The sequence below is a fragment of the Mycobacterium sp. 050128 genome, assembly GCF_036409155.1.
Taxonomy (GTDB): Bacteria; Actinomycetota; Actinomycetes; order Mycobacteriales; family Mycobacteriaceae; genus Mycobacterium.
Window position 1 is genome coordinate 1,000,693 of the sequence record NZ_JAZGLW010000001.1, and the last position, 14,607, is coordinate 1,015,299.

General features: G+C 66.5%; 13 protein-coding genes. 5 read left to right on the forward strand and 8 right to left on the reverse strand.

Annotated features, from left to right (window positions below; translation table 11 throughout):
* Positions 1-26: 26 nt before the first annotated feature.
* Positions 27-1,529 carry a glycosyltransferase family 39 protein gene (locus tag SKC41_RS04900; RefSeq protein WP_330976587.1) on the forward strand — a complete coding sequence of 501 codons (1,503 nt, stop codon included), beginning with the start codon at positions 27-29 and terminating at the stop codon, positions 1,527-1,529.
* Here the strand turns inward: SKC41_RS04900 and SKC41_RS04905 are convergent, their stop codons facing one another.
* Both SKC41_RS04905 and SKC41_RS04910 read right to left on the reverse strand, forming a co-directional pair.
* A complete protein-coding gene (locus tag SKC41_RS04905; protein ID WP_330976588.1) occupies positions 1,530-2,363 on the reverse strand; it encodes a glycoside hydrolase family 16 protein in 834 nt (277 codons plus the stop codon).
* Positions 2,364-2,570: 207 nt separating this feature from the next.
* Entirely contained in the window at positions 2,571-3,008 is a 438-nt protein-coding gene (locus tag SKC41_RS04910) for a MarR family winged helix-turn-helix transcriptional regulator (RefSeq protein ID WP_330976589.1), read from the reverse strand.
* 117 nt (positions 3,009-3,125) lie between these two features.
* Between SKC41_RS04910 and SKC41_RS04915 the strand changes: the two genes are divergently transcribed.
* Positions 3,126-3,746, forward strand: a complete 621-nt coding sequence (locus SKC41_RS04915) for a hypothetical protein (RefSeq protein ID WP_330976590.1) — start codon at positions 3,126-3,128, stop codon at positions 3,744-3,746.
* 116 nt (positions 3,747-3,862) lie between these two features.
* Here SKC41_RS04915 and SKC41_RS04920 read toward each other — a convergent pair whose 3' ends face one another.
* Positions 3,863-4,882 carry an NADP-dependent oxidoreductase gene (locus SKC41_RS04920; protein ID WP_330976591.1) on the reverse strand — a complete coding sequence of 340 codons (1,020 nt, stop codon included), beginning with the start codon at positions 4,880-4,882 and terminating at the stop codon, positions 3,863-3,865.
* A gap of 67 nt (positions 4,883-4,949) precedes the next feature.
* Between SKC41_RS04920 and SKC41_RS04925 the strand changes: the two genes are divergently transcribed.
* Positions 4,950-5,672 (forward strand): DUF3060 domain-containing protein, encoded by a 723-nt coding sequence (locus tag SKC41_RS04925; RefSeq protein WP_330976592.1) that lies wholly within the window; start codon positions 4,950-4,952, stop codon positions 5,670-5,672.
* Positions 5,673-5,676: 4 nt separating this feature from the next.
* On the opposite strand, the gene SKC41_RS04930 is transcribed toward SKC41_RS04925, so the two are convergent.
* The 4 genes from SKC41_RS04930 to SKC41_RS04945 form a co-directional block, all read right to left on the reverse strand.
* Positions 5,677-8,850, reverse strand: a complete 3,174-nt coding sequence (locus tag SKC41_RS04930) for an adenylate/guanylate cyclase domain-containing protein (protein WP_330976593.1) — start codon at positions 8,848-8,850, stop codon at positions 5,677-5,679.
* A gap of 54 nt (positions 8,851-8,904) precedes the next feature.
* A complete protein-coding gene (locus tag SKC41_RS04935; protein WP_330976594.1) occupies positions 8,905-9,291 on the reverse strand; it encodes a hypothetical protein in 387 nt (128 codons plus the stop codon).
* A 91-nt stretch (positions 9,292-9,382) separates the two neighbouring features.
* On the reverse strand, positions 9,383-11,335 hold the full coding sequence (locus tag SKC41_RS04940; protein ID WP_330976595.1) for an Hsp70 family protein: 1,953 nt from the start codon (positions 11,333-11,335) through the stop codon (positions 9,383-9,385).
* Positions 11,336-11,489: 154 nt separating this feature from the next.
* Positions 11,490-12,743 carry a hypothetical protein gene (locus SKC41_RS04945; RefSeq protein ID WP_330976596.1) on the reverse strand — a complete coding sequence of 418 codons (1,254 nt, stop codon included), beginning with the start codon at positions 12,741-12,743 and terminating at the stop codon, positions 11,490-11,492.
* A gap of 38 nt (positions 12,744-12,781) precedes the next feature.
* Here SKC41_RS04945 and SKC41_RS04950 point away from each other — a divergent pair, with 38 nt between their 5' ends.
* Both SKC41_RS04950 and SKC41_RS04955 read left to right on the forward strand, forming a co-directional pair.
* The gene (locus SKC41_RS04950) at positions 12,782-13,402 is read left to right on the forward strand and encodes a TetR/AcrR family transcriptional regulator (protein WP_330976597.1); all 621 of its coding nucleotides are present in this window, start codon (positions 12,782-12,784) and stop codon (positions 13,400-13,402) included.
* Between the two features lie 4 nt (positions 13,403-13,406).
* A complete protein-coding gene (locus tag SKC41_RS04955; RefSeq protein WP_330976598.1) occupies positions 13,407-13,886 on the forward strand; it encodes a nuclear transport factor 2 family protein in 480 nt (159 codons plus the stop codon).
* 3 nt (positions 13,887-13,889) lie between these two features.
* Here SKC41_RS04955 and SKC41_RS04960 read toward each other — a convergent pair whose 3' ends face one another.
* Positions 13,890-14,501 (reverse strand): L,D-transpeptidase family protein, encoded by a 612-nt coding sequence (locus tag SKC41_RS04960; RefSeq protein WP_442931560.1) that lies wholly within the window; start codon positions 14,499-14,501, stop codon positions 13,890-13,892.
* Positions 14,502-14,607: the final 106 nt, after the last annotated feature.

Genomic DNA, 14,607 nt, shown 5'->3' on the forward strand with positions numbered 1-14,607 from the left:
GGGTTTGCTTCTGGCACCATAACGGTGTGTCAGGGCGTCGCGTGCTGGACCCGCTGATCGTCGGCGTACTGGCCACCGCGGTAAGTCTTGTCGGCGCCGGCCGTCCCTCGTTCTGGTACGACGAGGCCGCGACGATTTCGGCGGCATACAGCCGTTCCCTCGCTCAGCTGTGGCAGATGCTGGGCAACGTCGACGCCGTGCACGGCCTGTACTACCTGCTGATGCACGGGTGGTTCCAGATTTTCGCGCCGACCGAGTTCTGGTCGCGCGCGCCAAGCGGTCTGGCTGTCGGAGGCGCTGCGGCCGGAGTCGTGTTGCTGGGCAACCAGTTTTCCTCTCGCACCGTGGCACTGGCCGCCGGGGTGATCTGCGGGATCCTGCCGCGGTCGACGTGGGCCGGCATCGAGGCTCGCCCGTACGCCATGTCGATGATGGCCGCGGTGTGGCTGACCGTGCTGTTCGTCTACGCGACGCGCCGCAGCAGCGCCCGGATCTGGGTGGCTTACGGTGTAGCCCAAGCGGTTTCGGTCGTGCTCGATGTGTATTTGGTGCTGCTGTTGCCGGTACACTTGGCGTTCGTCTGCGCGTTCCTGCGCAAGCGAACCGTCGTCGTCTCCTTCGTCGTCACGTCGGCTCTGGCGAGTGGTGCCGTGGCACCGTTTCTGGTCGTGGCCGCGGGGCAGGTGCATCAGATCAGTTGGGTCGCACCGATCGGGCACCGCACGATCGAGGACGTGGCGGTTCAGCAGTACTTCGAGCGGAGTCCACCATTCGCGGCGCTGTCGGCTCTGGTGGTTGTGACAGCCGTTGCCGTATGGCGGTGGACATCGGTGAAACTCGTTGCGGCAGAACGGCAGTTGCTGACCTTGGCGGGCACCTGGCTGCTGATACCGACCACGCTGATCGTGGTGTGGTCGGCGCTGGTGCACCCGATCTACACGCCGCGGTACCTGTGCTTCACCGCGCCGGCGATCGCGTTGGTCCTCGGCGTCTGCATTGGCGCATTGGCGGCCAAACCATGGGTGGCGCCCGCTATCGTCACCCTTTTCGCGGTCGCGGCGGCACCGAATTACCTATGGGTGCAACATAACCCGTATGCCAAGTACGGCATGGACTACAGCCAGGTAGCGGATCTGATCACCGCCAAGGCGGCGCCGGGTGATTGCCTGCTGATTAACGACACTGTGACGTTTATGCCTGCACCGATGCGTCCCTTGATGGCGGCGCGCCCGGACGCCTACCGCAAGCTAATCGACCTCACGCTGTGGCAACGGGCCACCGATCGCCGGGATGTCTTTGATACCAACCTCATCCCGGAGGTCGTCGTCACGCCGCTCGGCCAGTGCCGGATGGTGTGGATCATCACCCAGGCCGACGAGTCGATGCCCGCCCACGAGGAGGGTTCGGCGTTGCCGCCCGGCCCGCGCTATGGCGCGACGCCCGCGTTCGCGGTCCCGCACGACCTGGGATTCCGGCTCGTCGAGCGCTGGCAGTTCAACCTCGTTCAGGTGTTCAAAGCGACGCGGTGATCACCAGACGCGGATGTAGTCGATCAGCATGGACGCCGGGAAGACCCCGCCGGCGGGATCGCCGGCACCGACGCCACCGACCGCCAGCGTGAACATCGGCGTCATCCAGTAGCCAGGATTGTTGAACGGCCAGCGCATGTCTTCCGGCGGGTTGCCGGCGACGTGGATCGGCTTGGGGGGAACCTTGAAGTACTCGGCGCCGTCGCGGGCGAACGCGAATCCCTTGTCGTCCCAACGCATCCGCCAGGTGTGCCAGTCACCGTCGACCAGGCCGGGGATCGATTTGCCTTCCCAGGTCTTTCCGTTGGATGCCGCGTGCACGGTGGTACCCGGGGCCCATTCGCCGTTTCCGTACCACTCGAAGATGTCGACCTCGCCGTCGGGCAGCGGGTCCTCGTTGACCGTCCAGAACGACGGCCACAGGCCGGGGGTCAGACAATCCAGCTTGATCTTGGCTTCCCAGGTGGTGTTGATCATCCCGCGCCAGTTGCCGCGCAGTTTGCCGCTGTAGTAGGTGTTGGCCAGGAAATCGTGAGTGGCGCGCAGCACCAGGTTGGAGTGCCCGTCCTGGAACACGTTTTGCCGGTCGTCGCGGTAGATCCCCGCGACCGGTGGGTAGACGTCGTCCTGCCAGGTCTGGATCGTCCACTTGCCCGGGTCCGGAGCCGAGCCGGCCGGGCCGTCGAACTCGTCGGAGAAGAGATAGGGCCCACCCGGACCGGCGGCCGGTGCGGCCGGCGCCGCCGGGGACGCCAGTGCTTCGGGGAGAGGCATCGATGCGGCCGCTGCCAGCATGCCGAGCCCTGTCGTCATCAACATGTGGCGACGATCCATCTGTACTACCACCCATCGTTAGAAGCCGGAGCTCCGACTCGGCACGGTCCCCCCGGCCAACTCCCGCAAACGGTGTTATACAACCATGCGCGCCGATGGCGTGCATCCCGCACCCGGGACTTGGAAGACACGCGCCCAGTCGACCAGCATTTCCGCCGGGTAGGTAGCGCTCCGAATCCGGCCAGCAGCATCATCGCGCGACGATCCTTAGCTGGCACTTTCGGTGCCAGCGGTGCCCGCAGCATGAAGCAGTTCTTTGAGCTGGCTTTGCTGCTCAGGGGTGAGCCGCGTCAAGATTCGCTCTTCGGCCCGTTGGACCGCGGCCTCGGCGCGCTTCAAAAGCGCCTTCCCGCGCCGCGTCAGCTGGGCCGGCATCGCCCGGCCGGTGGGGATCCCCGCCCGGCGGCTCAGCGCACCGCGTTCCTCGAGCGCGCGTAGCACTTGGTTGGCTGCCTGTGCGGAGACGTGGGTACCGCGGGCGAGCTCGGCGCTGGTGAGTCCGGGGCGCTCGGACAAAATGCGCATGCATACGAATTCGGGCAGGCCCAGCCCGAGCGGCGTGAGCTCGGCCGCCATCTGGGGTCGTAACGACGACACCACGCGGTATAGCAGAAACCCCAGCGGCTCGTCGTGGCATGCACTCATGCTTCACATGCTGACATGCGCCGCATCGTTCATCGCACCGAACCATCAACTTTGTTGACATTGTCGCTGCGGGTGGTATCAAGGAGATTGATACTCCAATACGGAAGGAAGACAAGGATGTCTGGTGGATTTTTTGGCGGCTTTGGTGGGCCTGGCTTCGGCGGACCCGGCGGTTTCGGCGGTGGCCCAGGCGGTTTCGGCGGTTTCGGTGGCGGCTGGGGCAAGCACGGCGAGGGTCATGGCGGCCCCGGCTTCGGCGGCGGCTTCGGCCCGGGCGGTGGCCGCCCACCGCTCAAGCACGCGGCTTTCGTCACCGCGGCGTTATTGCTCGACGGGCCGGCTGATGCCGCGCAAATCGTGCAGCGGGTGACCGAGGCGACCGAGGGAGCATTCACCCCTCCGCAGGACGTGGCCGAGCTTGCCATCGGCCTGCTCGCCGGCCGCGGCGTGGTGACCGTCGACAACGGCGTCGCGACCCTGACCGAGCTCGGCAACAACCTGCTGGCCTGGCGCGGCGTCAGCAGCGAGACCGCTCACGCTTTCCTGGGGCGGGCGGCCAAGTTCGGCGACGCCTTCAAGATCCGCAGGGAACTGGTCGAGATCGCCGGGCTGGCCCGAACGATCACCTGGACCGGCACCGACGAGCAGAAGGAAAAGCTCGCCGAGGCCCGGACCAAGGTGCTGGAAGCCGTGCGCGAGGCCAAGAAAACGCTGCACCGCGTTCTCGGCGAGGACTAGCGGGCGGGGCGAATGTGCGCCCACGGCGTTGGGTGTGCGCGCAGGGCGGCGACACACCGGGCGAAGACGCCGTGGGCGCACACTCAAGCGCTATATGCACAGTCGCCGTCGCGCCCTTAGCCGGATCCCGGCTCGCTGATCTTGACCAGCGTCTTGCCGATGTTGGCTCCGGTGAACAACCCGTTGAGGGCGTCAACGCACGACTCGATGCCCTCAAAGATGGTCTCGCGGTGGTTGAGTCGGCCTTCGGCCTCCCATTGACGCAGTGCGGCAAAGGCTTCGTCGAAGCGGCCCCATTGGTCGAGGGCGTTGAAGCCCTGCATCAGCGCGGTCTTCGACAGTAGGTTCACATAGTTCGCGGGACCCGGGTGCTCCCCGGTCAGGTAGCTGGAGATGACGCCGCAGAGCACGACGCGCGCGTTGTTGGCGAGCCGGCCGAGCACCGCGTCGAGGATCGGTCCACCGACATTGTCGAAATAGACGTCGACGCGTTTCGGGCAATGCTGCTTGAGCGCGGCGGGCACGTCGTCGTTTTTGTAGTCGATGCAGGCGTCGAAGCCGAAGTCCTCGACCACGGCGCGGCACTTCTCCGGCCCGCCGGCGATGCCCACCACCCGGGCGCCGGCGATCTTGGCGATCTGCCCGGCCACCGATCCGGTGGCACCCGCCGCCGCCGAGACCACCACCGTCTCACCGGCCTTGGGCTTACCGATGTCGGTCATGCCGAAGTAGGCGGTGGCCCCGGTCGGGCCGTACACCGACATGATCGCGAGCTGATCGTCCTCGCCGGGAATGGGCGTGCTGAACAGATCGTCGCGAATGATCACGTACTCCTGAAACCCGGTCAGCGTGGTGATCACGTCGCCGACGGCGTAGGCGTCGCACCGCGACGCGACGACTTCGCCGATGCCGGCCGCCCGGATCACCTCGCCGAGCTGCACCGGCGGCAGGTAGCCCGGCTGGTCGTTCAGCCAGGTCCGGACGGCCGCGTCGAGCCCGACGTAGGTGGTTCGGACCAGCGCCTCACCGTCGCCGGGTTCGGGTGCCGGCCGGGTGATCAGCTCGGTGTCGTCGGGCGCAACCAGCCCGGTCGGGCGACGACGAAGGAGGATCTGGCGATTCGGCATGTCGGGCACGGTGCTGAAACTACCGATTGAAGCCGAAACTTCCTATGAGACGCGGTCTGGTGGGAGCATCTGTCCCATGGAATCGCAGGACGACCCGGAAAAGCGGATCCGGGACCTGGAGCGCCCGCTGGCTGAGACCGCGCGCGCTTCCGAATTGGGCGGCGCAGCGCAGGGCCAGGCCTACCCGCCACCGCCCCCGGGCCCGGTGCCACCGCCGTCCTACGGCGGGGCGCCGCCGCCACCACCCATGTATGGGTACAGCAGCCCCTACGGCGGGTCCTCGCCGAAATCCTCGGGCAATCGCATGTGGTGGATCGTCGGCACCATCATCGTCATCGGCGTGCTGGTGCTCGCGGGCGTCATCGCAGCCTTTGCCGCGCACCAGCTTTCCACTGTCCGGTCGATCATCTCGTCGGAGGTGACGACCACGCCGGCGACGACGTCACCCCGCACGACCCGCAGTCCCCGGCCGTCGACCAGCGCGACGAGCCCGACCCGCAGTTCGGGTCCCTCGACATTGCCGCTGCCGCCGCAGGGCGCGCCGCTCGACGTATCCGGCATCGACGAGAACAAGACGATCGCGTGCAACGACAACGTGGTTACGGTCAGCGGGATCAACAACACGATCGTGATCACCGGCCACTGTGCGAGCCTGTCGGTGTCCGGCATGAAGAACTCGGTCACCGTCGATTCCTCCGACACCATCGAAGCGTCCGGGATGAACAACCAGGTGACGTTCCACTCGGGCGCCCCGAAGGTCTCCAACTCCGGGGTCGACAACGTCGTCGCGCAGGGGTGACGGGTCAGTCCGCGGCCATCGCGTCGGCCAGCGCCACGTAGCCCTCGAATCCGACGTCATGCGCCCTGGCCCGAAAGCGTTGCAGGAGCTGCCGATAGCCGGTCTCGTCGCCACGGACTCGGGCCAGCATTGCCCGCAGCCGCAGCACCGGAATTTCGTGCAGCACGAAGCCCGGCTCGGTCGCGACGTCCTCGAGTCGGTCGATCGCGCGCTGCGCTGCCTCGACATCGCCTGGGCCGGCGCGCGCTAGCAGTGTCTCGACAAGCACGGTCGTGGCGGGTGCCCGGAACATCATCGTCCCGGCGTCGAACTGCGCGTTGAGAATCCGGGACACCAGGTCGATCGCGCCATCGAGATCGCCGGATCGCGCACGGCCACGGGCGATTTCGGCGTCAGTCATGCGGCGAATCGCCACGATCAGCTTCTCGTCGACGAGCATCTCGCGAGCCTTGGCCAGATATTCGAAGCCCTCCCCCGCGTTTTCGTCGTTGCAGTGGATCAGCGCGTTAGCGCGATTGACCAGTGCGTACGCCAATGCGGCGGTGTCGCCGGAGCGTTGGGCGATTTCCAGCGACTCGGCCGTCTGCGCCACGTCTTCGGCAGTGGGCAGCACCCCGCCGTTCTGGACCGCGGCCGCATACTTGTACAACTGCGCGAACGGGTGGGTGGTCGGGTCGAACGAGCGGGCCATCGCGATGCCCTCCTCGAGGTCCTGTCGCCAGCCTTGCCGGCCCAAAAACATTCCGGCCGCGCCCTTTAACGTGATCGCCCAGGCCAGCGGGGAGCCGATCACGAAGTTGCCCATGGTGGGATCGCCGTGTGCGACGTCGATGATCCGTTGCGCGAGCTGCAGGCATTCGGTCGCCTCGCCGACCTCCCACTTGGCCTGGGCGGCCGCATAGAATAGGCCGGCCGTCATCGCCGGGTCGCCGATCGACTCGACGAGCGTGGCGAACTCCATCGCCATGGCGGCCGCTTCCCGATGCTGGGAGTTGAACGTCAGTGTAGTGAGGTGGCCCGCCATGCCGACGGCCAATGACCTCTTGTCACCCGCCTGCGTGGTCAGCGCCCGCAATTCATCGAATCCGGTCTCATCGGGCGTGCCACCCACCTGAAACACGCTGCCGCACAGCAGGGCTCGCGGGGCGATGCGCGTGGCCAGCCGGTCGGGGTGATCGTGCGGGAGCCGGTCGGCGAATCGTTGCGCCTGTTGCCAACTGGCCCGGGCCGCGCGGATATCCCGCCCGCCGTACCACGTCCCGGCCTGCATGTACCACTCGTAAGCCTCACGCAAATCCCCGGCGGCCGCGTACTGCGTGGCGACGATCGAGGCCTCCTGACCGGTGAATTCGCCGTAGCTGCGCTGCAATACGGCCGCCACCCGTCGATGCAATTCGGCTCTGTCGGCTTTCAACTGGGATTCGTATGCCACCGCCTGAATCAGGGGATGACAGAAGGCGTACGTCTCGTGCGGTGTGAAGCCGACCTGCTCGACCAGTGACGCCTGGACCAAGGGCGCCACGTCGACCGCGCCCAACAGACATTTCAGCAATTCGGTGTCGAACTGCGCGCCGATGACGGCCGCGGCGTGCAGCGTGCGCTTCGCCGTGGCGTCGAGCCGATCGATGCGCGCCCCGATAATGCCCTGCAGGCTTGCCGGAACATGGATTTCGCGCACTTCGCGCACGCACACGTAGGCTCCGGGCGCACCCTCGAGCTCGCCTCGCTCGGCGAGGTCACGCACGATCTCCTCGGCGGCGAACGGCAGGCCGGCCGCCCGGTCGGCGATCACCGTCGGCAATCCGGCCACCGAAGGGTCGGTCCCCAGCAGCTCGTTGATCAATTCGTTGATGTGCGAATCACCCAGTGGTGCAAGTGAAAACGGATGAGCGCCCGGGATCCGCGACAGCGGCCCCGAGTATTCGGGCCGATAGACGACGAGCAGCACCGCGCGCATGCCGGGTACCGCCGCCGCGAATTCGGTGAGCAGCGATTCGCTGACGCCGTCGATCCACTGGGCATCGTCGATGACGTAGAGCGCGGAGTCGGGCCGCGCCAGCGAAATCGTGTTGATCAGGTCGACGAGCCGGCGGCGCCGCGCATCCGGGGTGATGTCCGGGCAGGGCATGTCGGGGTCGCGGATGCCGAGCAGATCGTCGAGCAGCACCAGGTCCTCGTTGTTCGCCTCGGGTATTTCGGCGCGCACCCGCGCCCGCGCCACCTCGAGGGTGAGCCCGCCCAGACCGAAGACCCTGCGCAGCAGGCGGGAGATCACGTGGAACGGAATCTCGCGGGTATGGGATTCGCAGTAGGTGACCGACACCTCGAACCCGCCGCTACGTGCCGTCGCCACAGCCTCACGCATCAGCCTGGTCTTGCCCACGCCCGGCCGGCCGGTCACCGTGATCACGGATCCCGCACCGCGGGTGGCCTGGTCCAGCAACTCCGCGACGGCGTCCTTCTCGCTTTGGCGTCCAACCAGACGGGATTGGTGACGGGGCTTGCGACGGACGGCATCGACACTAAGCAGGCGCCGGGCCGGCACGGCGGTGGCGAAACCCTTGACGTGCACGGTTTCGGGCTCGCCCAGCACCGCACGATCCTCGACGAGCCGCGCGGTGGATTCGCTGAGCATGATGCCGCCGGGTGGCGCCACCGTTTCCATTCGCTGAGCCATTCCCACCTGTTCGCCCACCGCGGTGTAGCCGAGATGAGTCGCGCCGACCTCGCCGGCGATCACCTGGCCGGAATTCAACCCGACGCGCAAGCGCAGGTCGATTCCATCGCGGCGGCCCAGCTCGACCGCCAGCGCTCGGACCGCATCCTGGATCTCCAGCGCCGCAAGGCAGGCACGAAAAGCATGGTCCTCCAAGGTGATTGGGGCGCCGAACAGAGCCATGATGCCGTCGCCGGTGAACTTGTCGACGGTGCCTTCATAACGCTGGATCACGGTCGCCGACTGATCGACGAGCTCGGTCATCACCTCGCGCAACCGCTCGGGACCCAATGCCGCGGCGATGTCCATCGAGCGCACCACGTCGGCGAACAGAACGGTGACCTGTTTGTACTCGGCGGGCTCGGCGGCCGGCGCCAGTGGACTGCCGCAAGCATCACAGAAACGCGCACCCTGACGCGGCTGCGAGCCGCACACCTGGCACACCGGCGATGGTGGCGTCACGTCTGAAACCCTAGGCGGAATCCCTGTTAGTGGAAACGCCCGGAAATCGGCAGACTATGTTTGCTCTTCCGCGTCGTCGTCGAGGACGCTGACCGCGATACCGTACGGCAGGAAGCGCACCTTGCGCTTGGGGTCGACGTTGTTCTTGTTGGCCCGCAGCGCGTCGAGCTCACTCGCATACACCTGTTCGACGCGCGCGTCGCCCGCGGCGTCCACGGTGTAAATCGCCCAGACGCCGTCGCCGGCCTCGCCTGCGGTTTCCGGCTCGTACCGGGGCCGCCGTGACAGGTCGTCGAAGAACGCCGAAAAACCGCTGCGGGCGCCCGGAGCAGCAGCAAACCTGCCGATCCGCTCGAACACGTCGCGCAGTCCCTCGCTGCCTTCCCTGATCACCCGATCGAACTCTTCGGGATCAAACCCGAATGGACCATGCTCGCCCACGTGACCTCCTAGCCGCTCGTAGCGTTAGTGCCCAGTGTGCGCTCCCGCGCGGTGATGCGCCACGGAGTTTGCTCCCAGCCGAATCCCACCGCTAATAGCCCGGGCCCAGGAACGGGTTCTGCGAGTACCCGCCACCGCTGGGGGGATAACCGCCCCCGTAGCCACCGCCCGGATACTGCCCGGGATATTGCTGAGCCGGGTACTGCGGAGCCGGGTTCGCCGGTGCCTGACTGGCCGGCACCTGGATCGGGATCGGCACCGGCAGCAGCGGAACGTGGATCCACTGCGTGGTCATCGGCACCGTCGTCGTGGTGGGCGGCGTCGACGTGGGCGGCGGTGGAGGCTCGGTGGTCGGTGTCGTCATCTCCGTCGTGGGCGGCGGCGCGGGCTGAGAAGTCTGAGTCGTCTGCGGCGGCGGCGGCGGACGGTGCGTGGTGTGCACCGGCGGCGGCGCCGTGGTCACCACGACGGGCGGAGGCTCGGGCGACGGCGCAGGTTCCGGCGGTGGCGGCGGAGGCGGCACCGAGCTGGGCACCGGCGCAGCGGTGGGCGGCGGCGGCACCGCTGTGGGTGGGGCGGGACTGGGCACCAGGGTGCTGGCCGGCGGCAGCGGCACCGGGACGGCGGAGGGCACCGGCGGCGCCTGGCGGTTTTCGATCCCGGTCAAGGTGTACGCCACGCCGCCGATCGCGGTCATGGCCACTAGTGCGAACATCCCGACGACCAACTGCGACAGCCGAACCCGGCGCCACGCCCGTTCCCGGGGCGGCTCGATCACGTTCAACCGCATCGACCAGCCGCCCGGGTTGCTGTCTTCGTCGAACGCCTCGGGTGTGTAGGGCACCCGGATGTCACCGGGGTATTCGGTTTGCGACCAAGCCAACTCGCGGTCGGTGAGCGCTTCCTCGTCGATCACCAACAGGTCGCCGGCGGGCAGTTCGATGATGTCGTTGCCCGACGCCGCAGTAAGCAAACTGATCGACGTGCGGGTGCGTAGGTCGAGTTCCTCGCCGCGGGCGGCCAGCAGCAGCGCGCCGGCGGCGGCGGCGAATGCGGGCTGCGCCGGCGACATGACCGGTCGGCGGCTGTGCACCGAAAGGCGTTCGTTGACAAGCGGAATGCAGGCGCCACCACCAACAGTGATCACCGCGGAAAGGTCGTTCCAGCCCTTGCGGTGTCGACACAGCATGTCGTCGAACGCGTAGATGAGTCCGGTGAGCCGGTCCTGGATCAGGTCACCCAGCTCGTCGCGGGTGAACTTCATGGTGGCCCGGCGTCCACCCAGCTCGGCCGCGAATTCCGTTGTGCGTTCCGTGGATAGCTGCTCCTTGGCGGTACGGCACTGCTCGCGCAGCCGGGCGAGCTGCCCGACCGCGGCGGTGCTGGCCGGATCGATACCGCTGCCGTGTCCCAGTTCCTCGAACACGCAGAGCAATAAGGCCGCGTCGATCTCGTCACCAGAGAAGTCGGTGTAACGCATTGTGTCGCTGACCGGTTTGAAGTCGCCCGCGAGGTCTATCAGGGTGGCCGACGTGCCTGAGCCGCCGAAGTCGAGCAATCCGACGACACCGGTTGCGGCAAGGCACAGCTCGGCGTTCGCCGCGGTCAACGATGCGATCGCGTCCGAAACCAGGCGCGGTGCCATACCGCTTCGCACAAAGCCCAGATGCGTGCGTAGCCCGTTGCGTAATGCTTGTACGGTCCCCGGTTTCCATCGTGACGGAACAGCGATAGAGATCTCCGAAGAGCCGGCATCCGCGCCGGCCTCTGACACCATCGCGTCGAGTGCTTCGACCATCAAGAGGTCGGGGTCGTGAGCAGAGCCATCGACGGACACCAGTGCCACCGAGTCGCCGACGCGGTCGACGAACCCGCTCATCAACATGCCGGGCTCTGTGAGCTGCGGGTTCTCTTCGGGTAGACCAACTTTCGGTGCGCAGTGCGGGTACAACGTTAGTACCGCTCGACGTGAAACCGGCTGGTTTCCGTCACGCGCTGCGACCAGGTTCGTGGTTCCGATCGACAACCCAAGTGGGTCGTACATAGAGCGAATACTTTCGTCTATAGGGGTCGGTGGCCAGCGTTAACGATAGTCGCCGACACGCGCAAAGCCGATGGCTTGCAATGCCATTGGTATCGCCCCGATGCGGTTGTGTCACCGAAGTGGTACTAAAAACCCCTTGACAAAGAGCTGGGCGTCAGACCACGGTCAGCGGCAGCGAACGCCTCGACTCGAACTGGAACGTCGCTCCGCCACTGACCCTGACCACCGAAACCTCTGGCAGTTCCGCGCCGTCAGTGTCGGTTTCGATCAGCTCGGCCGTCCAGTCATTGGCAGTTCCGCTAACTCGCACTTCGAGGCGCGGATCGATCGCCGTGGCGATCGCCTGCAGCGGCTGCGCGGATTCCGGCGAACACAACGAGATCCAGGCACCGTCGTCATGGGCCGGAGACGGGTGGACGTGCAGCCGGTTCGATTCCAGTTCTGCGGCAACGTAGCCCATCGGGTTCAGCAGCGGGTGCAGCTCGAGGACGCGGCGTACTCCTTCAATGCCGCCGGGACGGGGGTCGCTCCCGCTTGCGGGGGAGTTGAGCGCGCGGTGAATTCGTTCGGCGGCCAGGCCCGCGATACCGGTCAGGCCGCGAGTGCACACCCCGATGGCCTCGGCCTCGTCGGCGGCGCGTGCCCGCACCGCGATCGCAAAGGAAAGATAGAGCAGATGCATCTGCAGGCAGACCTCGTCGGCCATCCGGACCAACGCCGAATGCGAGAAGGCGGCGAAGTCGAAATCGGAGAGCAGCGGACCCGAGTAATCCGCCTGCCCCTCGTCCGCGGTGTCGATGGGATCGAGTTTCCATGTCGCGGCTCGCGTTTGGCGAACGATGTCCAGGGCGGGAATGCCTTGCACCTCTGGATAGGACTCGTCGATGACGACGGTCCACGCGCAGTGGGGGTGCCGGCCCGCCGGCGTCCGCGGCGGGCGGTGGATGGGGCGCACCTGAGCCCGGGCGTTGGTCGCCACGGCGGTCGCGTCGAAAGTCGGATCCTCGATGGTGTGGCACATCCCGAACACGTACTGCTCGCCCATCGGTTCCACGTCGAGCAGCGCGCCGCAGTGGTCGAGGTGGAATTCACCGTGCCACCGGTCGTGCACGGTGTAGCGGAAGTCCATGAATTGCGGTGGGGCACCGATGTCGAGCTGCAGGCCCTTGAAGATGGTGGGCACGTCGTTGCCCACGTAATTCAGCGCCTCCTGCATGCGCCGGGTATAGATCGGGCTGGCGCCCGCCCACTCCTCGATGGCGATCTGCACCATCTCCTCGCGGCCGAACGAGGAAATGCACCAGGCCATTCCGGACCGGTCGATCAGCTGCCCGATCAGTAAGAGTTCGGGAAGCAGAACGACCAGCTCGTCGCGGGACAATTGCGCGTATCGCGAGGGGCTGCTCACGCCACAAAAATAGACTCGGCTATGTTATAAAGTCAACAATGCCCATTGCCGCAGGCCAGACGTCCGGGCGCTCGGTCAGTCCGACCCGGCGCACCACCGCGCCGCGCAAACGTGGCGACGACACCCGGGCGAAGATCATCGACGAGACGGTCCGCTGCATCCAGGAGGAAGGCTTTGCCGCCGCTACCGCCAAGCATGTGGCCGAACGCGCCGGCGTCACCTGGGGCGTGATCCAATACCACTTCGGCGACCGCAACGGCCTGCTGATGGCCGTCGTCGACGACGGGGTGGACCGGCTGATCGAGAGCCTGTCGTCGGCCGACGTCAGCGAGCTGCCACCCCAACAGCGCATCGAGGTCGTCATCGACACCGCGTGGAGTTGCTACAGCAGCCCGACGTCGTTGGCCGCGTTCGAGATCCTGCGGGCAACCCGCGGCAGCCTCGGCGATTCCTCGCGACGCCACCTGCTCGAGATGAACTCCGCGATCGCCCAGTTGGGCCGGTCGATCACCACCGATCCGGCGAATGCCGGTGTGGCCGAAGTCATTTGGGCGACACTACGGGGTGTGGTACTGGCCCAGATGGTCACCGGAACGACCATCGATTGGAGCCTGGAACGACGGGCCCTGATCGACATGGTTACCCGTGTGCTGCAATGACGGGATGACCCTCGACGATCTGGCCGATATCGAAGCCATCAAGCAAGTCAAATACCGGTATCTGCGCGCGCTGGACACCAAGCATTGGGACGACTTCAACGACACCCTGGCCGAGGACATCAAGGCCGACTACGGGCCGTCGATCGGCAACGAGTTGCACTTCACCAACCGCGCCGACTTGGTCGAGTACATGCGGACGTCGCTGCCCGCGAACGTCATCACCGAACACCGGGTGACGCATCCGGACATCGTCGTCGACGGCGACACCGCAACGGGCAGTTGGTATCTGCAGGACCGCGTGATGGTCGCCGACCTGAACTTCATGCTGATCGGTGCCGCCTTCTACCGCGACACCTACCGGCGCACCGACGCCGGCTGGAAGATCTGCGGCACCGGTTACGACCGGACCTACGACGCCACGATGTCGTTGGAGGGCATGAACTTCACGCTCAAGCCCGGTCGCGCCATCGCCAGCGTCGACTAAGCGCTACTTGGTGATCGCGATGACCGCGCCGGGCCGCAGCCATTTCATGATCGACACCAGCTGAGCATCGTCGACCGCAACGCAACCCTCGGTGGGTTGACCGTCGGTGGTGTGGAAGAAGAACGCGGCGCCGCCGCCCGGGGTCTTGTTCTTGTTGACGCCCATCACGACCGCGTGCTTGTACTGCGGGATCTGCAGGTTCTCGCTCTCGGCGGTGTTGAACGGGCACTGCGCCTTCGGGCACATTTGCATCGAGTTGAAGGTGGGGCTGTGGTCGTCGCCGCTCCACCAGTAGTTGGGCCCGGACACCTGGGTGTAGGGCAGCCCGGTACCGGGGTTCGGGGCGGTGCCGAACGCGGCGTCGAGGCTGTAGACGCCCGTCGGGGTGGCCGGTACCCCACTCTTGGCCTGCGGCGCCATCCCCGCCGAACCCACGTGCGTCGGAACACCGGTGCGCAGCGCCTGCCAGCCGGCAGCGGTGCGTTGGTAGATGTCGATGGTCGCGTTAGAGCCGCCAGTGCTGACGACCGAAACCACTTGTGTGGCATTGCCAACCTGATTCGCGAACCAGGGGGTGCCGGCCAAGGGGTTGCCCGTGGGGGCGGCAGTTCCCATCGGCGCGAGTAGCAACGATGCCCACACGCAGCACGCCAGAGCACACAGCGAAGCTAGCAATCGGCGCATGCATTCCATCGTCCAGTGACGCAACCTCAACGGTCAA